Origin of the sequence: Janthinobacterium aestuarii (genome assembly GCF_051380835.1) — a bacterium.
GTDB lineage: Bacteria > Pseudomonadota > Gammaproteobacteria > Burkholderiales > Burkholderiaceae_D > Janthinobacterium > Janthinobacterium aestuarii.
This window is the reverse complement of record NZ_JBNYXU010000013.1, coordinates 174,185-196,409: the sequence shown is the minus strand read 5'-3', so window position 1 is coordinate 196,409 and position 22,225 is coordinate 174,185. Positions and strand designations below refer to the sequence as shown.

The following is a 22,225-nucleotide window of genomic DNA, read 5'->3' as shown; positions in this document are numbered from 1 at the left end:
GTGGTACGCCACTTGTGAATTAAAAAAAAGGGGCTCGCGCCCCTTTTTGCATTGAAAGCCACCATGAATTTCTCTACCCGCTATCCCAAACTGGCCGGTCTGGCGCCGTTCAGCAAGCAGATGCGCAGTGTCCTCGTCTGTTCCGTCACCGAATGGCTGGAACACCGCGCCTCGAGCAAGGGCGCCGCCCTCGCCTATTACACCCTGTTTTCCATCGCCCCCATCCTCGTGCTGGTGATCGCCATCGCCGGCTTTTTCTATGGCCCGGCCGCCGCGCGCGGCGAGCTGATGGGGCAACTGCAGGGCTTGCTGGGCACGCAGGGCGCGGAAGCCATTCAGCTCGTGCTGGCCGGCGCGAAAAACCATGAACAGGGCCGCATCGCCACCCTCATCGCCAGCGCCCTGCTGCTGTTTGGCGCCACCAGCGTGTTTGCCGAACTGAAAGCGAGTCTCGATGAAATCTGGCAAGTGCCGCCGCTGAAGGAAGCGGGCGCCTGGGACATGCTGCGCACGCGCCTGCTGTCGTTCGGCCTGGTACTGGTGCTGGCCTTCCTGCTGATGGTGTCGCTGGTGGTCAACGCCGCCATGGCCATCCTCGCCAACTTCTGGGAAGGCGTGTGGAAAGACACGGCCGTGCTGTTTACCATCCTGTCGAACCTGATCGGCTTTGCCGTCATCGCCAGCCTGTTTGCCGTCATCTATAAAATGCTGCCGCGCGTACGCCTGTCCTGGCGCGACGTGCTGATCGGCGCCATCGGCACGGCTTTCATGTTTTCACTGGGGAAATATGCGATTGGCGTGTATATCGGCAACAGCGGCGTGGCCAGCAGCTATGGCGCGGCCGGTTCGCTGGTGGCGCTGCTGCTGTGGGTGTATTACTCGGCGCAAATATTCTTCCTGGGCGCCGAATTCACGCGCCAGTTCACCCTGCAGCTGGGCAGCATGAAGGATATGCCGAAGACGGAAGACGGCGACCTGCAAGTGAAGATATTGAAACGCCACCAGTCGTAAGCAGTCTGCACGCAACAACGGCGCCCGCAGGCGCCGTTTTCCATTCTGGAGCCACTACTCGCCCAGCAATTCCGCCACCACTTCCATGCCCTGCACGCGCTCGGCCACGACCTTCACGATGACGATGATGGGCACGCCCAGCAGCAAGCCCCAGACGCCCCACAGCCAGCCCCAGAACAACAGGCTGATGAACACGGCCGTGGGGTTCATGCGGGCGATGCGCCCCGTCATCCAGGTGGTGACAAAAGTGCCGACCAGGGTGGCGATGGCCATCGACGTGCCCGTCACCAGCAAGACCATTTCCAGCGATTCGAACTGCAGGAAGGCGACGAGGCCCGTGGCAATGGTGATGAGCAAGGGGCCGAAATACGGCATGATGTGCAGCAAGCCGGCCACGATGGCCCAGGCGCCCGCGTTTTCCAGGCCGATCACGCGCAGGGCGATCCACATCAGGACGGCCAGCAAGCCATTCGTGACGAGCAGCATGAACATATAGTTCTGGATCGAGGTATTGATGTCTTCCAGGATGTGCACGGTGACCTTCTTGCGGCTCAGCGACGGCCCCGTCAGCTTGACGAGCTTGCGCTTGAAGGTGTCGCCCGACAGCAGCAGGAAAAACACGAGGAAGATGACCATGGTGGCCTGGCTGACAAAGCCCACCAGACCCAGCGAGCCGGCCCAGACCCAGTCCATGATCTTGAAATTGGGACCTTCGGACGCTGCCGCGGCGCGGCGGTTGTTGCGGCGCGCTTCGGCGCCGGCGGCCACTTGCTCGATCTCATTGGCCACGGCCTGCATCTTCTGGAAGGTGCTGTTCTTACCACCCGTATTGGCGGCGATCAGGCGCGACAGTTTATGCGTGGCGGCTGGCAACTCTTCAACGATGGATTCGAATTCGCCCTGCACGCGCTCGACCACGACGATGGAGCCGAACAGGATCAGGGCCGTGACGACCGTGGTGCCGATGGCGCGCGGCAGGCGCAGCTTTTCCAGCCAGGCGACGACGGGATTGAGGGTGTAGGCAATGAAAATGCCGAAGATGACGGGAATGAGGAATTTCTGTGCCCACTGCAGCGCATAAATGAAGCTGACGGTGGCGATGATGCCCAGCGCCATGCCACGCGCATTGACATGCAGCGGCAAACGCAAGGATGCGTCCAGGTGCTCCACGGGCGTGCCGGGAGGTGGCCCGGCAGGCTCGGTGGAGGCAGCCGCCACCGGCTCGGGCGGGGTATCTGAAGGCTGGATATGCATGCGATTCCCGCGACGGTCGGTGGTGGGCCGCAGCACCAGCCGTGGGGCTGGCCGCTGCGGCAGGTCAGGCCATTACTTGACGCGGATGTCGTTTTTCACCGACTTCACGCCCTTGACGCCACGGGCAACTTCACCCGCTTTGGCGGCATCGCCAGGCTGGGCAACGAAGCCGCTCAGCTGAACCACGCCCTTGAAGGTTTCCACGTTGATTTCCGTCGATTTCAGGGTAGGCTCGTTGAAGATGCTGGCTTTCACTTTGGTGGTGATGGCCGCGTCGTCGATGTACTCGCCCGTGCCTTCCTTGGTTGGGGTCGAAGCGCAGCCTGCAACGGCGAACAGGGAAGCGACGAAAAGGCCAGTAGCGATAGATTTAGTGAATTTCATGGTTTTTTCCTTAGGAGTGGTCAATCAACGTGCTCACAATGAGCTTCTTATACCAGTGTGGTGACTGCGCGCCGGATGGAGCTCAGTAGCCAAACTGGGTTTTTGCAGCCTTGATACAGTCATCCTTGGCTGCGCCGGCTAATGCATCGCATTTTTCTGTCGCGACCTTGTACTCGGCTTTTCTTTTTGCTTCACGCGCATCGCTGCGCGCTTCGATGACTTTCTTGTCCGCCTTGGCGTCGGCCAGAGCCGCCACCTTGGTGGACTTGGCCAGCTTGACGCAGACATCCTTGTCGTTGCCCGTCACCGCATTGCAGCGCGCCAGGTCGACGTCGTAATTGGCATCGGCAATCTTGATGCGCGCCTTGGTGTAGGCGCGCAGGGTATTTGTGTATTGCGCCTGGGCCACGGCTTCATCGTAGGTACGCACGGCCTTCGCTTCGGCGATGCAGACATCCTTCGGATTGCCCGTGATTTTTTCGCACTCGGCATGCGCCAGCTTGTAGTTCAGGGCCGCCTGTTCATTGGCCGCCTTGTAGGCTGCTTTTGCTTCCGGCGTGGCGGCCATTGCCTGGCCGCCCCAGGCGGCGCATGCCAGGCTGACGACGATGGCGGTGAAAAGCTTATTCTTGTTCATATTGTATTTCTCCCTGGTGGTGCCAAACATGTCTGCTTGGCATGACTACCGTTTTACGTGGATTGCCGCCACTCTTCTGTACGCTGCCGTACACAAGTAATTTATTTTGAAAGCAAAAGGGAGACAGGGAGAAATAACAACGTTTTGGTGAATCGCCACGGTAAAAAATACCATTTTTGGCAGCAAATATGTACGTGCGGCAGCGTACAGACCCGGGACGGGGGCATGACTAAGATGGCACTACACCTTCACCTCGTCAGGAGACTAAAATGAAAACCAACGCCACCTTGGCCGCACTGATGCTCGCCGCCACCGCCGTACTCAGCGGTTGCGCCACCGGCCCGTCCCAATCACAACAATATTACCCGGCCAACCAGCCTGAGTCCGCCATGTACGGCACCGTCGACTCCATCCAGATCGTGCAGGGTGGCGGCCAAACCAGCGGCGCCGGCGCCGTGGTCGGCGGCATCGCCGGCGCCCTGCTGGGCAATACCATCGGTTCGGGCAGCGGACGCACGGCCGCCACCGTGGCGGGCGCCGTCGCCGGCGGCGTCGTGGGCAACCAGGTCGAAGGCCGCAAGCAGCAGGCCCAGGCTTACCAGATCAGCGTGCGTCTCGACAACGGCGAATACCGTACCGTGGTGCAGGACAACGCCAATGATTTGCGCCCGGGCAACCGCGTGCGCATCGTTGACGGCCGCGTCTACCGCTATTAATCCGCTGGCCAGGCTTGCCAGCAAGCCTGCGCCGGACCATGCACCAACAAGGAGATACCATGGGCACCATCATTCTGATCATCTTGATCCTGGCCCTGGTCGGCGTCCTGCCCACCTGGCCGCATAGCCGCAACTGGGGTTACGGCCCCAGCGGCATCGCCGGCCTGGTCGTAGTGATACTGATCCTGCTATTACTGACAGGCAGGTTGTAAAAAAAGGCGCTACGGCGCCTTTTTTATTTCAAGGAGGAAATATCATGACTATCCACAACACACTATTGGCCACCCTGTTCGCCTGCAGCCTGGCGCCGCTGGCACTGGCCCAGACAGCCACGCCGCAGCCAGGCGACCCGCAACGCTGGTACCAGGAAGACAGTACGGCGCAAGCCCAGCTGCGCACCCTGCGCAAGGAAATCGCCGCCGCCCTGGCCGAGGCAAAAAAAGCCTGCCGTTTGGACCCGTCCGCCGCGCGCGCCACCTGCCTGAAGGATGCACAAGACACGTACCGGCAAGACATGGCGAACGCGGAAAAACTGCGCGAGGCGGCGCATCCGCAGTGATGCAGCAATGCGCCGTACTCTTGCTCTGTACTCTTGCAACGCCTGGCAAAACCGTCGCGAGCGGAAGGGAGAGGTGGCCAGGAAGCGCAACCGTACTTCTAGTATGGTGAGCATCGCAGGCCGCCTGTACCGACGCGCAGCAGGTTTTGACAGGCGTCACTAAGCAGCGTCGCGTTCATAGGGTGGCAGTTCGTGCACCACGAGCGGCGTGTCTTCCGTGACAAAAGCCAGCCAGCCGGCCGCCTTGATCGCGCGCAAGCCATCCTGGTAGCCCTGCTCCCAGCGCCACTCGATCGAGCCCTTGGAAAAATTGATATCCTTGGCCGCCATATGCCAGTCACGCCCCGCATACGGCAGGCGCACAATGTGCATGGTGCTGTCGCAACCGAGCGCCACCAGTTCTTCCGTCTGCTGGCGGTTGTGCTTGGTGTCGGGCAGGCCGGCATACAATTCGCGCAATTTGCGCTGCAAGGTGTGCGTGTTGACATAATCGGCGATATGCCGCTTCGAGCGCGACGCGAAGGTGACGTCCTTTTGCCGCGTCTGCACTTCATCGAGGGTGGTCGGCTCCGGCCCTTCCGAGCTCCACAGGTCCACCATGAAGACCAGGGTGTCGACGTGGGGCGTGTCGTCGAGCACGGTTTCCAGCGGCGTGTTCGAGTACAGGCCGCCATCCCAGTATAAATCGCCATCGACGCGCACGCCGGCAAAGCCGGGCGGCAAGGCGCCGCTGGCGCGGATATGGTCGGCCGTCAGAGCCTGCTGCTGGCTGTCGAAACTGGTGAGGCTGCCGCATTTGACGCGCAGGGCATTGACCGTCAGGCGCATGCCGCCGGGCTCGTTCAGGTAATCGAAGTCGACCAGTTCCTCGAGGGTGCTGGCCAGCTCGCTGGTGTCATAAAAACTGGCCTCTTCCGGCTTGACGGCGACTCCCGCGGGAAACAGGCTGAAGGTGCGCGGCTTGAAAAAGCCGGGCACGCCGCGCAGCACCGTATCGAGCGTGGCCAGCCAGATGTTCGAGCGGCGCTGCTGGTCGGAGACCAAATTCATGTCGATGCTGTCGCGGTGCGCCACGCGCTGCCAGAACTGTTTCAGACGTACGAGCCGGTCTTCGTGCTTGTTGCCGGCCAGAATGGCGGCATTGATGGCGCCGATCGAGGTGCCCACCACCCAGTCGGGCGCCAGGCCATGTTCGTGCAGCGCGTGATAGACGCCGGCCTGGTAGGCGCCCAGTGCGCCGCCGCCCTGCAGCACCAGCACGATGCGCAGGCGCGAGGGATTTAACTGATTGATCGGTGTCTTCGAATGCGTCATCAAGATGGCCCCTCTGTCCGCCGCGCGAAATACGGCGTGAATCATTGTAAGGGATTGCGTGTATGCGCGCCGGACCTTGGGTGCAGGCGAAAAAAAACGCCGTCAATGACGGCGTTCCTGTGCAACACGGCTGGCGTTCAGCGCTTGCGGCGCAGCCAACTGGCGGCAACGGCGGCCACGGCCACGAGGACCAGGGCCGGTTTGACCAGCTTCTTGCGTCCGATAAACGATAACGCCGTCAGCACGTAGGGCATGGCGCCTTGCAAACGCATGCCGCCCGGCGCCAGCAGCGCCTCGACGCGATGGCCGGCAAAGCCGACCGCCGTCTCGACCACGCCCTGCAGCATCGACTCGGGACGCAATGCATAGCCCACGTTGGCGCGCGCATGCACGATGCCCACGCGGTACATTTCGCCCTGGGCGATCAGCAGGCGCTTGCGGGCGGCTTGCGCCGCCAGTTTGTCGGTTTCCGACATGAATTCTCCTCGTGAGGCAGCTTACATCAGCATGTCGCGGTCGGCCTTCAATTCCGCCATGGTGGCCGGCATCGACAGCTTTCCTTGACGCAGCATGGCGCGCGCATACATGACCAGCGCGATGGCCAGCAGTACGAACACGACCGTCATGATCGCCAGGATCTTCCAGCCCAGGCTATCCCAGGCGAGGAAAACGATCAGCACGCTGCCGTAAGCGATGGCAAACAAGCCCGCCACCGTCGCCAGCGCGAAAATGACAACCAGCTGCAGCATGTGATTGCGCACTTCCGACAGTTCGATGGTGGCCAGTTCCAGCCGCGACAACATCAGTCCGACGGCGTTCTTGGCCAGGCCGGCGACCGAGCCGATCAATCCCGGCCCCTGGTGAGACGAAGCAGACTTGTCCATATCGCTCCTGACAGTGGATTACTTGCGGCCCAGGATGAAGCCGACCAGCACGCCGACGCCAGCGGCAACGGCCACCGTACGCCATGGGTTTTCCTTGACATAGCCGTCTGCCTGGGCAGCCATCTGCTTGGTGGCAACGATGGCCGACGCTTGCGCTTCATGCGCCTTGGCCAGGGCGGCGTCCAGGGTTTTCATGCCCTTGATGCGCACTTCATCGGCTTTTTCGCCGGTCAGGGCAGCAGCGGCGCTGAACAGGGCTTGCGCATCCTTGACGAGGGTTTTGACATCGTTATTAACGGTGGTGATATTGTTTTCCAACATGGTTTAGCTCCTTAGCTGTGGATGAATGTAGTTACTATACCTACTTTACTCAAAAACACTATTCCATTAGATCGCGCATATCATCGGCGTGCTCTTCTTCAACAGCCATGATTTTGATCAACAAATGGCGTGTGGTCGGGTCTTTGTCGCCGATTTTCACAATCATCTGGCGATACGACTCGATCGCTACCCGTTCCGCGATCAGATTGGCACGCACCATGCTCTGCACGTCTTCGGAGTCATCATACTCGGCATGGCTACGCGCAAGCAATGTTGCAGGATTAAAATCTGGCTTGCCATTCAATTGCACGATGCGTTCGGCCAGCCAATCGGCGTGCTCCTGCTCCTGCTGCGCATGTTCGAGAAACTCGGCCTTGATGCTGCCATTGTCGCGTCCGCTCACGGTGTAGTAATGGCGCTTGTAGCGCGCGATACACACCAGTTCGGTGGCCAGCGCCCCATTCAACAGAGTGATCAACTCCTCGCGGTCGGCCTGGTAGCCGGCCGTCACGGCGCCGTCGTCCAGGTTTTTCGCGGCAGCGCGGATGGCCGCCGTATCGATGCCAGCTGGAATCTCAACAGATGTTGGTGTCATGATGCTTCCTTTCAATACTTGCGTGGGTATCCACCGGCCAAGTTGCGGCCGGTGCTGCCTTTGGCTTACAACGCCCCAAGGCGTTTAACGGCGGGCGGGAATCGCCGTGTTGTCCTCGGACAAGACGATTTCCACCCGGCGATTCAGTTGGCGGTTTGCCGCCGTATCGTTGCCGGCGGCCGGATAGGCGGCGCCATAGCCTTTCGTGGCGATGCGGTCGCGGCTGATGCCTTGTTCCAGCAGCGCATTGCGCACGGATTCGGCGCGGCGTTGCGACAATTCCAGGTTGTGCGCGGAGCCGCCCGTGCTATCCGTAAAGCCTTCGATCAGCACGGTGCGTTGCGGGTTGTTTTTCAGCACGTCAGCCAGCTTGCGCGCCGTATTCGCGCCATCGGCCGTCAGGTTCGCCTTGTCCGTGCCAAACAGCACATCGCCCAGGGTGATCACCATGCCGCGCTCGGTTTTCTTGGCGGCCAGGTCGGCCAGCTGCGCCTCGAGTCCGGCGGCGCGGGCTTGCGCATCGCGGGCCGACGCTTCGGCCGCTTGCGCCTGGGCCTTGGCCGCTTCCGCATCCGCCTGCGCCGACTGGGCGCGCGCCGTGGCCTGGTCAGCCTGCTGCGTGCGCGCATCGAGGCGCAATTGATCGCGCTGCTTGCCGGCGTTGGCGATATCGGCTTCCGCAGCTTTCTGCTTGGCGACTTCTTGTGCCGTGGCTATCTTTTGCTTGGCCAGGTAGGCCAGCTTGTCGACTTTTTCGCTATCTTCCTGGCGCGTGGCGGCCGCGTTTGCCGCTTCCAGGGCAGCGCTCGCTTCGCGGAATTCGCGTGGCGCATAGGTCGACACGATCGGGTTCGATTGCGCCGCCATGTAGTCGCCGCGGGTCTGGTCGAGCAGGCTGGTGGTGGTCGGCGCGGAGCTGCAAGCGGCAACGAGAGCGGCCATGGCCAGCAGGCCGGGAATGGTGGTGTAGGTAGCTTTTTTCATGATGGGGTCCTAGTTATTGTTATTAGTTATTGTTTTGGGGCTTGTTGATTGGCGCGGTCGAGCTCTTCGCGCATGACGCGGATATTCTCGTTGATCTCGTCGGCGGCGCTGGTGGCCTTGGCCGAGTTGGCCTTGCTTTGCGCCAGTTTGGCATCGGCTTGCGCCTGGTCGGCCAGGTCGCGCGCCGTCTTGTAGTCGCGGTCTTTCAGGGCCTGGTTGGCCATGCGCATTTTTTCGCGGGCCGAACGCATTTCATCGGGCGCCAGGTCGGCGGCGCCGGCGCTGGCCGCGTTATCGACGGCGGCGCGCGACACGGCAACGTCGGCCGTGGCTGGCGTTTTCAGACTGGAACAGCCCGTCATCAGGACAACGGCGGTGGCGCAAGCGGCCAAGGCGGTCAACGGGGACATCTTGAAATCTCGGTTTGTCATTTTTCTTCTCCTGGAGAATGTAAGCAGTAAGGTTCATACGTCGGTGCATCTGGAATCAGGAACGGCGTTTGATGTAGACGTTATAGGCTCCGGCTCCCCGCATATCCGTTCGGTGCCGCACATAGGGTAGGAAATCGACAATACTTGCATGGGCAACGTGCGCTAGCGCACGTGCCCGCCAGTAAAACCTGAAACAGCCCCGGCTTCAGGACGATTCCTGTAGCATCATGACTACTTGTACAGAAAGAATCCGCTCATGCCGCTCTCCCGCCGTCAGAAAATCGCCCTCGCCAGCACCGCCGTACTCATCGCCGTGCCCGTCACGGCTTCCATCGTCCTGCTGAACATGGACTGGAACCGCGCCAAGCCCTGGCTCAACGCGCGCGCCAGCGAAGCGCTGGGACGGCCATTTGCCATCGAGGGCGACCTGGCGCTGACGTGGCAGCAACCGACGGCTGGAGGGAAACAAAGCTGGCGCGACTATTTGCCGTGGCCGCACCTGCAGGCCAAGGATGTGCGTCTGGGCAACCCGAGCGCCATGGCAGGGACGGACGACGAGGCGCAGCTGGCCACCGTCAGCCAGCTGGCGTTCTCGCTCAATCCCCTGGCCCTGCTGGACAAGAAAATCATCATCCCGCAATTGCGCTTCGACACGCCGCAGGTGCGCTTGCTGCGCAACAAGGACGGCAAGAACAACTGGACCTTCGACAAGCAGGAACAGCCGTCGCCGTGGCAGCTGGAATTGCAAAGCGTGGTCTTCAGCAAGGGCACCGTGACCCTGGACGATGGCGTCAGCAAAACGGCGATGCGCGCCGATGTCGACACCATCGCGGGCGACGCGCGCTACGGCATCGCCTGGACGCTGTCGGGCAAATACCGCGGCGAAGCCATCAAGGGCGGCGGCAAGGCGGGCGGCGTGCTGTCGCTGCAGCAGCAAGGCACGCCCTTCCCCATCCAGGCCGACATGCGCGCGGGCGGCAACAGCATGGCCATCGAAGGGACTCTGACGCGTCCGACGAATCTGGCCGCGCTCGACGTGCGCCTGAAGCTGTCCGGACCCAGCATGGCGCGCCTGTATCCATTGACGGGCGTGCTGCTGCCGGAAACGCCGCACTTCAGCACGGAAGGCCATTTGACGGGCACCCTGGCGCCGCGCGGCGGCGAGTGGGTATACGACAAGTTCAGCGGCAAGGTAGGGTCGAGCGACATCAGTGGCAAGCTGGCTTTTTCCGCCAGCACGCCGCGCAAGCGCCTGACGGGCGAAGTTCACTCGCGCCTGCTGCAATTTTCCGACCTGGGTCCGCTGGTAGGTGCCGATTCCAGCGCCAGCAAGAAGGAACGGGGCGTGCCGTCGACGCAGCCGGCCGGCCGCGTGCTGCCGGTGGAGACGTTCAAGACGGAGCGCTGGACCAGCCTGGACGCCGACGTGCGCTACACGGCCGACAAGATCACGCGCGACGCCGAGCTGCCGATCAGCAAGCTCGACACGCATCTGGTATTGACGGATGGCGTGCTGTCCTTGACGCCGCTCAACTTCAACGTGGCGGGCGGCACCCTGACGTCGCAAATCAAGCTCGACGGCAGCGGCAAGGTCATCGCCAACGGCATCGCGGCCGAACTCAAGGCCAGCGCGCGCCATCTGCACATCCAGCAACTGTTCCCCCGCCTGCCTGCCCTGCAGGCCAGCGTGGGGGAAATCAATGGCGACGCTTCGCTGTCGGCCACGGGCAATTCCGTCGCCACCCTGCTGGGCAGCTCGAACGGCGAAGTGCGCGCGCTGATCAACCGGGGCAGCATCAGCAAGCTGCTGCTGGAAGAAATGGGCTTGAATATCGGCAGCGTCGTGCTGGCCAAACTGGCTGGCGACAAGCAGGTCAAGCTGAACTGCATGGCCGCCGATTTCGCCGTCACCAAGGGGCTGATGCGCACGCGCCAGTTCATCGTCGACACGGATGACGCCGTCCTCAATATCGATGGCACGGTGAACCTGGCCGATGAACGGCTGGACCTGACCCTGCGGCCGGACAGCAAGGGCTTGCGCGTCTTTTCGCTGCGCTCGCCCCTGTATGTGCATGGCACTTTCAGCAAGCCCGACGTGAGCGTCGACAAGGGCGTGCTGGCCCTGCGCGCCGGTGGCGCACTGGCGCTGGCCGTGGTGGCGCCCGTGGCGGCGCTGCTGCCGCTGGTCAATGCCGGCCCCGTCGAGGATAGCGAATGCGCGGCACTGCTGGCCCAGGCGCGCGTCAAGCCGGTGGCGCCCAAGCCTGGGAAAGCCGTACGCAAGGTGCGCTGAACGCGGGGTGGGCGCCTTTACAATTGTTACACGCCTATGTGCGTTGCCGAACAGACCCTGCCTTGCCACAATTCTATTCTGTGATCGTGCCTGAAACACACGGCGTCACGAAGTCATCCGGCCCATACCATGCCGGCGCCACGAGGTCCGAATTCATAGGAGAACTATCATGCAAATCATTAAAAAAATCGCCGCTACCACTTCCGTTGCCGCCCTGCTGCTGAGCTTAACGGCTTGTGCCAACATGTCCGGCCAGGATAAAAATACGGCCATCGGCGCCGGTGTCGGCGCCGTTGCCGGCTCCGTGCTGACAGGCGGCAGCGCCATCGGCGCAGTCGGCGGCGCCGCTGTCGGCGGCGTGATCGGCAATCAGGTCAAGCCGAAGTAATCGTGATCTAAAAAGCGGGGTGGGTGCGCAGGCGCCCGCCCCGCTTTTTTGCGTCTGCGGCACCTGGGATGAAGGCCAACCTGAGAGGGCAAGCGAGAAAAATCAGACGAAGACGTTGGCCATGCCGATGGAGCCGCTGTCCTTGACCAGCTCGTAGCAGCGGCAGGAAACGGCTTCCAGGCCAGCCGAATCGAGGATCTCGATATTGCCGCGGCTGTAAGTGATGAGTTTTTGCTGTTGCAGCGCGCTGGCCGCCTTGGTCACGCCGACCCGCCGCACACCGAGGGTATGGGCGAGGAATTCATGCGTGAGGTGGAATTTTTCGGACTGCAGGCGGTCGCGCGTGATCAGCAGCGAACGGGCCAGGCGCGCTTCGAGCACGTGGAAGCGGCTGCACACGGCAATCTGGATGGCTTGCGCCAGCAGGGTGTCCGTGTAGCGGTACAGCAAACGCTGCAGGGACTCGAGCTGGGCGAACTCGGCGCAGAAATCGGCCCGCGCGATGCGGCTGGCCGTGCCGGAACGTTGCACGACTGCACGTACTTGCGCCAGTTCATGACCGAGCGCGACGGAAGCGCCCAGGACGCCTTCGCGGCCGACGGAGCCCACTTCCAGGGTCATGCGCCCTTCCGCCACGGCCAGCAGCGAGATCAGGCAGTCGCCGGGAAAATAGATGTGGCCGATAGGCTGGCCAGGTTCGTACAGCACCTCGCCCACCTCGACCGTGACGGTATCGAACAGCGCCGTCAGGTGCCGCAAGTCGTGCTCGGGCAGGCTGGCCAGCAAGCGGTTGCCGGTGTCCTGCGCGCCCACGGGCGACCCCAGGCCGGTTCGGCGTGTATCGCGGGACAGGGTCGTGCTGGCGTTCGTTAGTGGCATTGCTTTTCCTTGGTGTCGTTACAACTCGACATAATTTTTACCTAGCCTACGGTGCTGTACCGTCCCTGTATGTACGGTGACGCACGGAAGCGGGGCAAGCGGTACAGCACACTGGCCGCATGCACGGATAACACGCACTACCCATTTCATTATTTTAAAAACAAGGAGCCTTCCATGACCACCACCACCAAATCCCTCCATCCGCTGGTGCTTGCCGCCGCCGTCGCCGTCCTGCTGTTTTGCGGCGTCGGCACGGCGGCCCTGATGGGCTGGCTGCCTTCGTCCCAAGGCGATAGCCAGCCGCTGGCAGCCAGCACCTCGGCCGAGCAGATGGCCAGCCTGCAGGCGAACCAGCCGCCAGCGAACCTGCAGCCTGCCGGCGCGCAGCCGCTTGCCGCCCTGCCGCCACAGCAGCAGCAGCAACAGCAGCAGCAACCCGTGCGCCAGCCGCAGCCACAACCACAGCAACAATACGCGGCAGCCCCGGCGCCGCAAGTGTGCAGCAATTGCGGCGTGATCGAAGCCATCCATGAAGTCAATACGCGCGCCGAAGGCAGCGGCGTGGGCGCGGCCGGCGGCGCCGTCGTCGGCGGCTTGCTGGGCAACCAGGTAGGCGGCGGTCATGGCAAGCAACTGGCTACCGTGCTGGGTGCCGTTGGCGGCGCCGTGGCCGGTAACCAGATCGAAGGCAGCGTGCGCGCCACGCGCAGCTACAACATCGTCGTGCGCCTCGATAACGGCAAGACGCGCACCGTGCACCAGAGCGCCGCGCCGAACTGGCGCCAGGGCGACCGCGTGCGCATCGTCAACGGCGGCTTGCGCGCCATGGGCTAAGCGAACCGCGGCGGCGCCGCTGCCGCGATTAGTTGCAAATTCGACACACGCCCGGCCCGTCCGGGCGTTTTCTTTTTGATAATGTTCGTTGGCGTACAGATGAGCTTGCCGTCCCGCGAGATGATGCATTCAAGAAAGTTCAACGAATGTCTTCAAGGAGATGCGATGGAAAACGACAAGACAGGCAGGCGCCGGATATGGCTCGGCTTTATCGGCGGCGGCGCATTGGCCACCGCGCTGGGCTTCTGCGCGCTGGACCTGGCGCCCGTGCAAGCGAGCGCGCCCGTGTTTGGCGTGATGCTGTTGCTGACGGGCGGCATGGTCAGCTGCCTGGCCGGCGCCATCGGCCTGGCCGGCATGCTGGCCTGGATACCGGGCATGGATGGCGAACAGGAACGGCCGCCGCTGCGCGAGCGGAATTTGGCCAAATAAGCTGGCTAAAATAAGGAATAAGTTGGGTAAATCGGGCTTGTGTACGGCACCGTACAGAAAATTTCAGAAACAAAGTAGACAATAAGTCATGGCATCAGCGTTCAGCGACCCAGTCGCCGCGCAATGACAAAAACCGATGACAGCGCAAGGCCAAGGCAGACGCCGTCATCCACACATTACTCTCGGAGGACACATCATGCTGTATACAATCGCCGTCGTACTCATTATTCTTTGGCTGCTCGGCCTGGTAACTTCCTATACCATTGGCGGCTTCATTCACATTCTGCTGGTGGTCGCCGTGATCATGGTGCTGCTGCGTTTGATCAGCGGGCGCGGTTTATAGAGGCTGGCGCACTGGCTGGACAGGGCGGCGCGCGTGCAAACGGGCGCCGCCTTTTTGTCGCCTTTGCATACAGTGTGTGCGCACTGGCACGCCGCGGCATTTTGCAGTAACGTGTGCAGGTAATTCCTGGGTATGTCCCAATAACAAAACAAGGAGAAAATCCATGAAAGAAACATTCAAAAAAGGCCCTGGCGCCAAATCCCTGATCGGCATGCTGGTGATCGCATTGGCCGCCAGCGGCTGCGCGGACATGTCCGCAACGCAACGTGGCACGGCCACGGGCGCCGGCGTCGGCGCAGGCCTGGGCGCCTTGATCGGCGGTACGACCGGTGGCGGCAGCAGCGGCCGCACGGCTGGCGGCGCCCTGATCGGCGCGGCAGCGGGCGCCGTCATCGGCAATATCTGGTCGAACCGCATGGAAAACCAGAAGCGCGCGATGGAACAAGCGACACAGGGTACTGGTGTGCAAGTCTCGCAAACGGCCGATAACCGCCTGAAAATGGAAATCCCGAGCGACATTTCCTTCGACACCAACCGCGCCGACATCAAGGGCAACTTCCGCCCCATCCTCGACCGCTTCGCCGCCACCCTGAATGAAAACCCGAACACGACGGTCAGCATCATCGGCCACACGGACAGCACGGGCAGCGATTCCATCAACGAACCGCTGTCGGTGGAACGCGCAGCGCACACGCGCGACTACCTGTCCATGCGCGGCGTCTCGCCGACCCGCGTCGTGACGGAAGGCCGCGGCGCCCGCGAGCCGATCGCCTCGAATGCCGATGCATCGGGACGCGCTCGCAATCGCCGCGTGGAAATTTACGTCGCGGAGTTAGCTCCGCGCTAAGTTGACATGCTTCAATAAAAAACCCGCCGGCAAGGTCACTTGCCGGCGGGTTTTTTTAATTGAAACAGCTTATTTCGACGTCGTTGCCTTGGCGCCGCTTTCCCCCTCTTTCGCCACCTTGGCAAAGTCGCCTGCCGTCACGACCGAAACAGCCGATGGCTTCAGGTATTCGCGCAGGCCCTGGTTCACTTGCGCCAGGGTCAATGCTGCCACCTTCGTTTCCAGGTCCTTGTCGTAGGCCATGGTGCGGTCTTCGGCAAGGTAGCCGGCCAGTTCGCGCGCTAGGCCGCTGTCCTGCGTGCGGCCCACTTCCTGCGATTGCAGCCAGCCTTTCTTCGCTTCGGCCAATTCCTCTTGCGTGAAGCCGTCGGCCAGTACCTTGGCGATTTCCTCGCGCAGGGCCGCTTCCACCTTGACCGTGTTTTGCGGCGCGCTGATGGCATACGCCATCCAGTAACCGGCCGGTTCGCGCGACGGGATGCTCACTTGCGAACCGACGCCGTACGACAGGCCTTCCTTCTGGCGGATGCGGTCGGCCAGGCGGCTGCGCAAGGCGCCGCCACCGAGCATGTGATTGGCCATCAGCAAGGCCGGATAGCTGGCGGCGTCATCCTTGAGGGGAATCGGCTGGATGGCGAACAGCACGCTGTTGGCCTTGTCCGGCGTTTCCAGCGTGACTTTTTCACCGCTGACAGGCTTGACGGCATCAAGAATGCGCACATATGGCTGCTGCGCCTTCCAGCTGCCGTACAGGCTGGCCACTTGCGCCTTCAGCGCGGCCGGATCGAAGTCGCCCACGGCGGCAAAGGTGGCGTTCGACGCGCCATAGTAGGCGCCATGGAAGGCTTTTACATCGGCAACCTTGATGGCTTTCCATTGCGCCAGTTCCGCTGGCAAGGTCGCCACGTGACGCACATGGCCCTCCGGCGTGGCGTCGAGCAGGCGGCGGAAGGCATTCACGGCCAGCGGCTGCGGTTCAGGCAGTTCCTGCTCCGCGCGGCCGACGCGCTCGCGCTGCAATTCCAGGAATTCCGTTTCGCTCAAGGCCGGCTTTTGCAACACTTGCGCCAGCAAGTCCATGGCGGCAGGCAAGTTCTCGCGCTTGCCCATCAGCATGGCGGTCACGCCCTCGGCGCCGCCCGAAATCGCCACTTGCGTGCCCAGCTGGTCGAACTTGTCCTTCACTTCCTGGCGCGACAGTTTATCCGTGCCGCGCGACAACAGATTGGCCGTGTAGACACCCACTTGCGCCTTGCCGCGCAAGTTCTCTTCGCTGCCGATCTGTAATTTCAACACGACGCTGACGGTGCTGCCCTTGGTTTTCTTCGGCAGCAAGGCGCCCTTCAAGCCGTTCGGCAAGGTGAAGCGCGTGGTGCGCGCTTCGATGTTGTCGGGACTCGGGTCGAATGCTTCGCCTTGCGCCACGACAGCGCGGCCCGTGTAGCCAGCCAGTTGCGGCGCCACGTCGGCGTAGGCCGGCACGACCGTGCGGTCCGGCGCATCGGTGGGGATGAAGCGGCCCAGGGTGCGGTTCGAGCTCTTCAGGTATTTCTCGGCCGCCGCCTGCACCTGCGCCGTCGTCAGCTTGTCGAGCTGGTCGCGCTGCAGGAAAAACAAGCGCCAGTCGCCGGCCGCCAGGGATTCCGTCAGGGCAATCGTCATGCGCGCCGTGTTCGACGTGATCAGCTCGACCTGCTTGTTCAACTGCTGTTTCACGCGTGCCACTTCCGCATCCGTGACCGGCTGCGATTTCAAGTCTTCCAGCACTTTCAGCATGGCCGCTTGCGCCGCGTCGAGGTTGCCATCGACGGGCACCAGCGCGCCGAACAGGTTGTAGCCCGGCTCCAGGTTGCTCACGGAGTTGTATTCGATCTTGCTGGCCAGCTTGGTTTCCACCAGCGCCTTGTGCAGGCGGCCAGCGGGCGCATCCGTCAGCACGTGACCGAGCACCTCGATGGCGACGGCGTCCGGGTTGCCGGACGGCGCCACGTGGTAGCCGGCGCCGACGAATTGCGTGCCGCCGCTGCGGCGCACCGTCACGGCGCGCTCGCCATCCTGCACGGGCTCGGCCGTGTAGGTCGGTTCGATCACGCGCGTCGGTTTCGGGATCTTGCCGAACAGCTCATTGATCTGCTTCAAGACCTTCGCTTCATCGAAGCGACCCGCCACCATCAGTACGGCGTTATCGGGCTGATAATATTTATGATAAAACGCGCGCAGGCGGGGGATGTTCACCTGCTCGATGTCGGAACGGGCACCGATGGTCGACTTGCCGTAGTTGTGCCAGTCGTAGGCGATGGCCTGGATGCGCTCGCTCGTCACGCCGATCGGGTCGCTCTCGCCCATCTCGAACTCGTTGCGCACGACGGTCATTTCGCCCTTCTGCGTCGTCGGATTCCACAGGTCGTTCTGGTCGATGGCCGCGTTGACCATGCGGTCCGCTTCCATGGCCAGCATCTGGCGCAGGTTGTCGTCGTTGGCGGGGAAAGTGGCGTAGTAATTGGTACGGTCGTACCAGGTGGTGCCGTTGAAATCGGCCCCCGTCGAGTTCAGGATCTCGACCGGGGTTTTGGTGCCCTTCTTGATGCCGAAGTTGGCGCTGGGCTTGAACAGCAGGTGCTCGAGCAAGTGGGCCATGCCCGTTTCGCCATAGTTTTCATGACGCGAACCGACCAGGTAGACGATGTTGGTGGTCAGGGTCGGCTTGCTGGCATCGGGGAACAGCAGCACGCGCAAGCCATTGGCCAGCCGGTATTCGGTAATGCCTTCGACGGACGTGACTTTGACGGCGGCGGCGCGGTTCGGTGCAGCCTTGCCGGTTTTCTGGACCGGTGCCGCCTCAACAGGGGTGGCGGCCAGGATAAACGACGGCGACAGGATGCCGGCGGCAAGCAGGAGGGCGGTAATGGGTTTCAAGGCAGAGTCCTGGTAACACTACGTTATTAGACAAGCGCAAAAACGGGCGCAATGGAATACGAACGCAAGAATTGCCATGGACCCGCGCTGCGTCTTCGCTGCCCAGGGAAATCATTGCTCTCGCAATTTACGTCATGCTTGTCAGTTACGCAAGTGCCTGTCATCGAGCTGTTATGCGCGCGTGTTATACTCCACGGTTCCAGAACTATCTGCCTGTATATGAGACGAGCTCTCGTCCTGCTCTGCCTTTTTGTCTTCATCGCTTTGCCCCAGGCGTTCGCCAGCATGGCCTACGCCAGCCCTTCCCCATTCCAGCACCTTGATGTCGCCGGCGTTATCGCCACGCCTGCCGCCGATTGCCTCGAGCCCAGCACCCATGCCGGCCAGCCCGGCGACAGCTGCGATACTGAAGAATGCGACAACGACCCCATCACGCTGTACCCGAGCTCGCGCCAGGCCGTGCCGTTTTACGCCATCATTTGGCAAGCGGGACCGGGCGCACTTGCCGAAGCGGACGTGCGGCTGGCCACCCGGCCGCCGCGCGTCCGCCACTGAGACGAACACGGCAGCACCCATCACGCCCGGGGCACCAGCCGCCAGGCAAGCTTGATACTTACTGACTTTACAAGGTTACACACATGGAATGGTTATTTGACCCGACAATCTGGGTCGGCCTGCTGACGCTGGTCGTACTGGAAATCGTACTGGGTATCGACAACCTGATTTTCATCGCCATCCTGGCCGAGAAACTGCCGCCGCACCAGCGCGACAAGGCCAGAGTGCTGGGCCTGACCCTGGCCCTCGTCATGCGCCTGGGCCTGCTCTCGCTGATTTCCTGGCTGGTCACTCTGACGACGCCATTGTTTTCCATATTGACATTCTCGTTCTCGGGACGCGACCTGATCCTGCTCCTCGGCGGCCTGTTCCTGCTGTTCAAGGCCACCAGCGAGCTGCACGAGCGCCTCGAAGGCGTCACGCACGCCCAGACGGGCCCGAAAGTCTATGCCGGCTTCGGCCTTGTGGTGGCGCAGATCGTCGTGCTCGACGCCGTCTTTTCGCTCGACGCCGTCATCACGGCCGTCGGCATGGTGGAAAACCTGTACGTGATGATGGCGGCCGTCGTCATTTCCATCGTCGTCATGATGCTGGCCTCGAAGGTGCTGACGCGCTTCGTCAACGCCCACCCCACCGTCGTCGTGCTGTGCCTGAGCTTCCTGCTGATGATCGGTCTGTCGCTGGTGGCCGAAGGCCTGGGCTTCCACATTCCGAAAGGCTATCTGTACGCCGCCATCGGTTTCTCGATCGTCATCGAGTTCTTCAACCAGCTGGCGCGCCGCAACTTCCTCAAGCTGCAATCGAACGCTCCTCTGCGCGACCGCACGGCGCAAGCCGTGTTGAGCCTGCTGGGCGGGCGCAAGGGCCGCGAAACCGTCGAAGAGCACGAAGTCAAGGAATTGCCCGACGTCTCCGCCTTCGGCGTGGAAGAGCGCAACATGGTCAGCGGCGTGCTGACCCTGGCCGAGCGCTCGATCCGCTCCGTCATGACGCCGCGCGGCGACGTGTCGTGGGTCAACCTGAACGACAGCAGCGACAAGATGCTGCAACTGCTGCGCGACACGCCGCACAGCATGATTCCTGTCTGCAATGATGACCTCGACAATGTGATCGGTATCGCGCGCAGCAAGGACTTGATCGAAGATTTGGTGTCGCACGGCAAGATCGACCCGGTCAGCATGCGCGAAGCCGTCGTCGTGCCGGAAGCGGCCGGCGTGCTGAAAGCCATGGAAACCCTGAAGCGCTCGCGCGGCCAGCTGGTGCTGGTGGTTGACGAGTTCGGCACCGTGCAAGGCGTGCTCACGCCGATCGACATCCTGGAAGCCATCGCCGGCGAATTCCCCGACGAGGACGAGCAGCCCGACGTGGAAGTACTGGGCCCCGGCCACTGGCGCATCGACGGCGCGACGGACCTGCATTACCTGGAGCAAGTGTTCGAGACGGAAACCCTGGTCAGCGAAGACGGCGAGTACAACTCGCTGGCAGGCTTCCTGCTGGCGCATTTCGAGAACATGCCGGCCGTGGGCGAAGTACTGGAACTCGATGGCCTGCGTTATGAAATCGTCGAAGCGGACGAGCGCCGCATCGCCTGCGTGGACGTGCGCCGCATCGAACCCGATCACAGTTTGTAACACAATGGCAAGCGTGCCCCGCTTGCCATGCCGTATGCTGGGGTCTGCCTTTTTTGGAGACGCCAACATGAAACATTCTTTGCTACGCTTGAGTCTGCTGGCTTGCGCCGCCCTGGGCGCCCAGGCCAGCGCCCTGGCCGCCTCGCCATCCACCACCATCAAGCCGGGCCTGTGGCAAGTCGACAGCAAGATGGCGTCGCCGGACGCCGCCACCGACAACGCCATGTCCATGGTGCTGCAGCAACTGGGCAACCTTCCTCCCGATCAACGCAAGCAGCTGGAAAGCATGGCTGCCAGCCGCGGCATGGCCATGCCCACCGTGGGCACCGACGGCGCCGTGCGCGTGACGGCGTGCGTGACGCCGGAAATGGCCGCGCGCAAGCAGATTCCCACGGGCCAGCCCGGCGATTGCACTTCGAAGAACAAAGACATCGCGGGCGGCATGCAGGTGTCGTTTACGTGCGCGAATCCGAAATCGAGCGGCGAAGGCAAGGTGCTATTCAGCGGCGAGCAGGCGTTCAACATGCAGCTGGCGGTGACGACCAGCGCGCGCGGTACGCCGGAACAGGTGAATGTAACGAGCAACGGCAAGTGGCTGGGAGCAACGTGCCCTGCGCCATCAAGCGCTGCTGGTCAGAAACCGTGACGGAAGCCCATGTTGAAGGCGGCATCGCCGCGGCCCGCATCGCTGGCATTGCCCACCGTGTAGCGGGCGCCATTTTTGTTGTGGATCTTCGCGTAGGACGCGTAGAAATCGCTGCGTTTTGACAGCGAATACGTGAGGCCGACGGCCACCTGTTTGGCATCGCGGTTGGCCAGGTCGCGGTCATCCTTGCTCACGTACGAGGCCAGCAGCTTGAAGCCGCCCACGGGCACGGACACGCCCAGCAAGGTGTCGCGGCTGTCCGACGACGACATCGACAGGGCCAGCGAGCTGTAGGCATTGTTCGGGTCCCACGGCGAACTGCCATAGCCCTTGTTCACGCCCACGGCGGCAAAGGCGGTCGCCACTTTCAGGTCGATATTGGCCGCGATCAGGGTGTTGCGGGCTGACATGTCGATGGCGGGCAAGGTGCCCGAGGCGAGGATGAAGTTGCTCTTGCGCTGGTGCGACACGCTGACATTCACGGCGCCGGACGAATAGCCGAGGGTGGCGCCATACGCGCGGTTGTTGGCGCTGCTGTACGGCGACTCGCCGAAACTGTAGATGGCGCTGGCGGTCACGCCGCGCAAGGCGGGAGTGACGTATTTGACGGTATTGTCGTAGCGTTTCACGCTGTAACCGGCCAGATTGCTGGCGCTGCCGGCCATGCCGCCCTTGAACGGGTCGGCCACGTCGGTCAGGGTCAGGTATTGCAGATTGTACTGGCGCCCCAGGGTCAGCGCGCCCAGGCGGCTGTCGAGGCCCACATAGGCCTGGCGGCCGAACAGACGGCCCTCTTCCGAGTGGCCCGTGTCGTTGTGGATGCCCGCTTCCAGGGTGAACACGGCCGTGACGTCATTGCCCAGCGCTTCGCGGCCCTGCACGCCCAGACGCGAGCCGGACGCGACGCCGCCGGACACCTTGGCGCCGGCGCAATTGGCGGCGCAGCCGCGTTCGGCCACGATGCCCGCGTCGAGCACGCCGTACACGGCAACGTTACTGGATGCGGCACTGCCTGCGCCATCGGCAGCCTGGGCCGTAGCGCCCAGCGCGAAAGGCCCCATCCCTATCACAGCAAGCGCAAAATACGAGGTCTTCATGATAAATATCTCGGTAACGTAAATTGAAACTTCCCGGTATTGATCAGGACATGCGCTGTGTGTCTGATCTCAGTGTTACCTTATCCCCGCTTTTTGTCCAGCCATCCGTGCGTTGTACAACAGAAACTTCAGCTTAGCCCCAGGAAATGCGTCGTACACTGACAACACGCAAGATTGACCATGATTGTGGTAATTTGCGGCAAAATAGCGTGAATTGCAGGCCCTGCCGTAAAGCAATGTTCGGTGGCGAACGTTGCGCGATCTGACGCAGGCG

At 62.3% G+C, this 22,225-nt stretch carries 26 protein-coding genes; 13 read left to right on the top strand and 13 right to left on the bottom strand.

Annotated features, from left to right (window positions below; all coding sequences use genetic code 11):
* The first annotated feature begins 63 nt into the window (after nucleotides 1–63).
* The gene (locus tag ACQ4WO_RS27050; protein WP_436483984.1) at nucleotides 64–1,011 is read left to right on the top strand and encodes a YihY/virulence factor BrkB family protein; all 948 of its coding nucleotides are present in this window, start codon (nucleotides 64–66) and stop codon (nucleotides 1,009–1,011) included.
* Nucleotides 1,012–1,065: 54 nt separating this feature from the next.
* Here the strand turns inward: ACQ4WO_RS27050 and ACQ4WO_RS27045 are convergent, their stop codons facing one another.
* The 3 genes from ACQ4WO_RS27045 to ACQ4WO_RS27035 form a co-directional block, all read right to left on the bottom strand.
* Complete coding sequence (locus ACQ4WO_RS27045; protein WP_425324033.1) at nucleotides 1,066–2,265, bottom strand: AI-2E family transporter; 1,200 nt, start codon at nucleotides 2,263–2,265, stop codon at nucleotides 1,066–1,068.
* Nucleotides 2,266–2,337: 72 nt separating this feature from the next.
* Nucleotides 2,338–2,649 (bottom strand): BON domain-containing protein, encoded by a 312-nt coding sequence (locus tag ACQ4WO_RS27040; protein ID WP_128140016.1) that lies wholly within the window; start codon nucleotides 2,647–2,649, stop codon nucleotides 2,338–2,340.
* Nucleotides 2,650–2,731: 82 nt separating this feature from the next.
* Entirely contained in the window at nucleotides 2,732–3,286 is a 555-nt protein-coding gene (locus ACQ4WO_RS27035; protein WP_230517648.1) for a hypothetical protein, read from the bottom strand.
* 269 nt (nucleotides 3,287–3,555) lie between these two features.
* Here ACQ4WO_RS27035 and ACQ4WO_RS27030 point away from each other — a divergent pair, with 269 nt between their 5' ends.
* From ACQ4WO_RS27030 to ACQ4WO_RS27020, 3 genes are read left to right on the top strand one after another with little or no spacing between them, the layout of a single operon-like run.
* Nucleotides 3,556–4,002 (top strand): outer membrane lipoprotein, encoded by a 447-nt coding sequence (locus tag ACQ4WO_RS27030; RefSeq protein ID WP_128140018.1) that lies wholly within the window; start codon nucleotides 3,556–3,558, stop codon nucleotides 4,000–4,002.
* Between the two features lie 59 nt (nucleotides 4,003–4,061).
* Nucleotides 4,062–4,214: a DUF3309 family protein gene (locus tag ACQ4WO_RS27025; RefSeq protein ID WP_010396415.1), complete on the top strand. Its 153-nt coding sequence runs from the start codon at nucleotides 4,062–4,064 to the stop codon at nucleotides 4,212–4,214.
* A 44-nt stretch (nucleotides 4,215–4,258) separates the two neighbouring features.
* On the top strand, nucleotides 4,259–4,561 hold the full coding sequence (locus ACQ4WO_RS27020; RefSeq protein ID WP_436483983.1) for a hypothetical protein: 303 nt from the start codon (nucleotides 4,259–4,261) through the stop codon (nucleotides 4,559–4,561).
* Nucleotides 4,562–4,720: 159 nt separating this feature from the next.
* On the opposite strand, the gene ACQ4WO_RS27015 is transcribed toward ACQ4WO_RS27020, so the two are convergent.
* The 7 genes from ACQ4WO_RS27015 to ACQ4WO_RS26985 form a co-directional block, all read right to left on the bottom strand.
* Complete coding sequence (locus tag ACQ4WO_RS27015; protein WP_436483993.1) at nucleotides 4,721–5,875, bottom strand: patatin-like phospholipase family protein; 1,155 nt, start codon at nucleotides 5,873–5,875, stop codon at nucleotides 4,721–4,723.
* Between the two features lie 137 nt (nucleotides 5,876–6,012).
* Nucleotides 6,013–6,351 (bottom strand): hypothetical protein, encoded by a 339-nt coding sequence (locus ACQ4WO_RS27010; RefSeq protein ID WP_436483982.1) that lies wholly within the window; start codon nucleotides 6,349–6,351, stop codon nucleotides 6,013–6,015.
* 21 nt (nucleotides 6,352–6,372) lie between these two features.
* The gene (locus tag ACQ4WO_RS27005; RefSeq protein ID WP_070224915.1) at nucleotides 6,373–6,759 is read right to left on the bottom strand and encodes a phage holin family protein; all 387 of its coding nucleotides are present in this window, start codon (nucleotides 6,757–6,759) and stop codon (nucleotides 6,373–6,375) included.
* Between the two features lie 18 nt (nucleotides 6,760–6,777).
* On the bottom strand, nucleotides 6,778–7,080 hold the full coding sequence (locus ACQ4WO_RS27000; protein ID WP_034758939.1) for an ElaB/YgaM/YqjD family protein: 303 nt from the start codon (nucleotides 7,078–7,080) through the stop codon (nucleotides 6,778–6,780).
* Nucleotides 7,081–7,138: 58 nt separating this feature from the next.
* Nucleotides 7,139–7,675: a ferritin-like domain-containing protein gene (locus ACQ4WO_RS26995; protein ID WP_070304102.1), complete on the bottom strand. Its 537-nt coding sequence runs from the start codon at nucleotides 7,673–7,675 to the stop codon at nucleotides 7,139–7,141.
* An 84-nt stretch (nucleotides 7,676–7,759) separates the two neighbouring features.
* Nucleotides 7,760–8,659 carry an OmpA family protein gene (locus ACQ4WO_RS26990; RefSeq protein WP_099664889.1) on the bottom strand — a complete coding sequence of 300 codons (900 nt, stop codon included), beginning with the start codon at nucleotides 8,657–8,659 and terminating at the stop codon, nucleotides 7,760–7,762.
* A 26-nt stretch (nucleotides 8,660–8,685) separates the two neighbouring features.
* Nucleotides 8,686–9,090 (bottom strand): DUF4398 domain-containing protein, encoded by a 405-nt coding sequence (locus tag ACQ4WO_RS26985; RefSeq protein WP_436483981.1) that lies wholly within the window; start codon nucleotides 9,088–9,090, stop codon nucleotides 8,686–8,688.
* Between the two features lie 256 nt (nucleotides 9,091–9,346).
* Here ACQ4WO_RS26985 and ACQ4WO_RS26980 point away from each other — a divergent pair, with 256 nt between their 5' ends.
* A complete protein-coding gene (locus ACQ4WO_RS26980; RefSeq protein ID WP_436483980.1) occupies nucleotides 9,347–11,383 on the top strand; it encodes an AsmA family protein in 2,037 nt (678 codons plus the stop codon).
* A gap of 169 nt (nucleotides 11,384–11,552) precedes the next feature.
* Nucleotides 11,553–11,771, top strand: coding sequence for a YMGG-like glycine zipper-containing protein (locus ACQ4WO_RS26975; protein WP_077401543.1), 219 nt, complete (start codon nucleotides 11,553–11,555; stop codon nucleotides 11,769–11,771).
* Between the two features lie 102 nt (nucleotides 11,772–11,873).
* Here ACQ4WO_RS26975 and ACQ4WO_RS26970 read toward each other — a convergent pair whose 3' ends face one another.
* Complete coding sequence (locus tag ACQ4WO_RS26970) at nucleotides 11,874–12,650, bottom strand: Crp/Fnr family transcriptional regulator (RefSeq protein ID WP_436483979.1); 777 nt, start codon at nucleotides 12,648–12,650, stop codon at nucleotides 11,874–11,876.
* A gap of 174 nt (nucleotides 12,651–12,824) precedes the next feature.
* On the opposite strand from ACQ4WO_RS26970, the gene ACQ4WO_RS26965 reads away from it, so the two are divergent.
* The 4 genes from ACQ4WO_RS26965 to ACQ4WO_RS26950 all read left to right on the top strand — a co-directional run bounded on the left by ACQ4WO_RS26965 (nucleotide 12,825) and on the right by ACQ4WO_RS26950 (nucleotide 15,106).
* Nucleotides 12,825–13,484, top strand: coding sequence for an outer membrane lipoprotein (locus ACQ4WO_RS26965; protein WP_436483978.1), 660 nt, complete (start codon nucleotides 12,825–12,827; stop codon nucleotides 13,482–13,484).
* Between the two features lie 165 nt (nucleotides 13,485–13,649).
* Entirely contained in the window at nucleotides 13,650–13,916 is a 267-nt protein-coding gene (locus ACQ4WO_RS26960) for a hypothetical protein (protein ID WP_436483977.1), read from the top strand.
* Between the two features lie 196 nt (nucleotides 13,917–14,112).
* On the top strand, nucleotides 14,113–14,259 hold the full coding sequence (locus ACQ4WO_RS26955; RefSeq protein WP_010396376.1) for a lmo0937 family membrane protein: 147 nt from the start codon (nucleotides 14,113–14,115) through the stop codon (nucleotides 14,257–14,259).
* A 211-nt stretch (nucleotides 14,260–14,470) separates the two neighbouring features.
* Nucleotides 14,471–15,106 carry a YiaD family glycine zipper/OmpA-like lipoprotein gene (locus ACQ4WO_RS26950; protein WP_436483992.1) on the top strand — a complete coding sequence of 212 codons (636 nt, stop codon included), beginning with the start codon at nucleotides 14,471–14,473 and terminating at the stop codon, nucleotides 15,104–15,106.
* Between the two features lie 69 nt (nucleotides 15,107–15,175).
* Here the strand turns inward: ACQ4WO_RS26950 and ACQ4WO_RS26945 are convergent, their stop codons facing one another.
* The gene (locus ACQ4WO_RS26945) at nucleotides 15,176–18,022 is read right to left on the bottom strand and encodes a M16 family metallopeptidase (protein WP_436483976.1); all 2,847 of its coding nucleotides are present in this window, start codon (nucleotides 18,020–18,022) and stop codon (nucleotides 15,176–15,178) included.
* Between the two features lie 285 nt (nucleotides 18,023–18,307).
* Here ACQ4WO_RS26945 and ACQ4WO_RS26940 point away from each other — a divergent pair, with 285 nt between their 5' ends.
* The 3 genes from ACQ4WO_RS26940 to ACQ4WO_RS26930 all read left to right on the top strand — a co-directional run bounded on the left by ACQ4WO_RS26940 (nucleotide 18,308) and on the right by ACQ4WO_RS26930 (nucleotide 20,854).
* Complete coding sequence (locus tag ACQ4WO_RS26940; protein WP_436483975.1) at nucleotides 18,308–18,577, top strand: hypothetical protein; 270 nt, start codon at nucleotides 18,308–18,310, stop codon at nucleotides 18,575–18,577.
* A gap of 83 nt (nucleotides 18,578–18,660) precedes the next feature.
* Nucleotides 18,661–20,208, top strand: a complete 1,548-nt coding sequence (locus ACQ4WO_RS26935; RefSeq protein ID WP_436483974.1) for a TerC family protein — start codon at nucleotides 18,661–18,663, stop codon at nucleotides 20,206–20,208.
* A gap of 67 nt (nucleotides 20,209–20,275) precedes the next feature.
* Nucleotides 20,276–20,854: a DUF3617 domain-containing protein gene (locus tag ACQ4WO_RS26930; protein WP_436483973.1), complete on the top strand. Its 579-nt coding sequence runs from the start codon at nucleotides 20,276–20,278 to the stop codon at nucleotides 20,852–20,854.
* Here ACQ4WO_RS26930 and ACQ4WO_RS26925 read toward each other — a convergent pair.
* Entirely contained in the window at nucleotides 20,842–21,951 is a 1,110-nt protein-coding gene (locus ACQ4WO_RS26925; RefSeq protein WP_436483972.1) for a porin, read from the bottom strand. The two genes, ACQ4WO_RS26930 and ACQ4WO_RS26925, sit on opposite strands and share 13 nt — an antisense overlap.
* Nucleotides 21,952–22,225 lie beyond the last annotated feature (274 nt).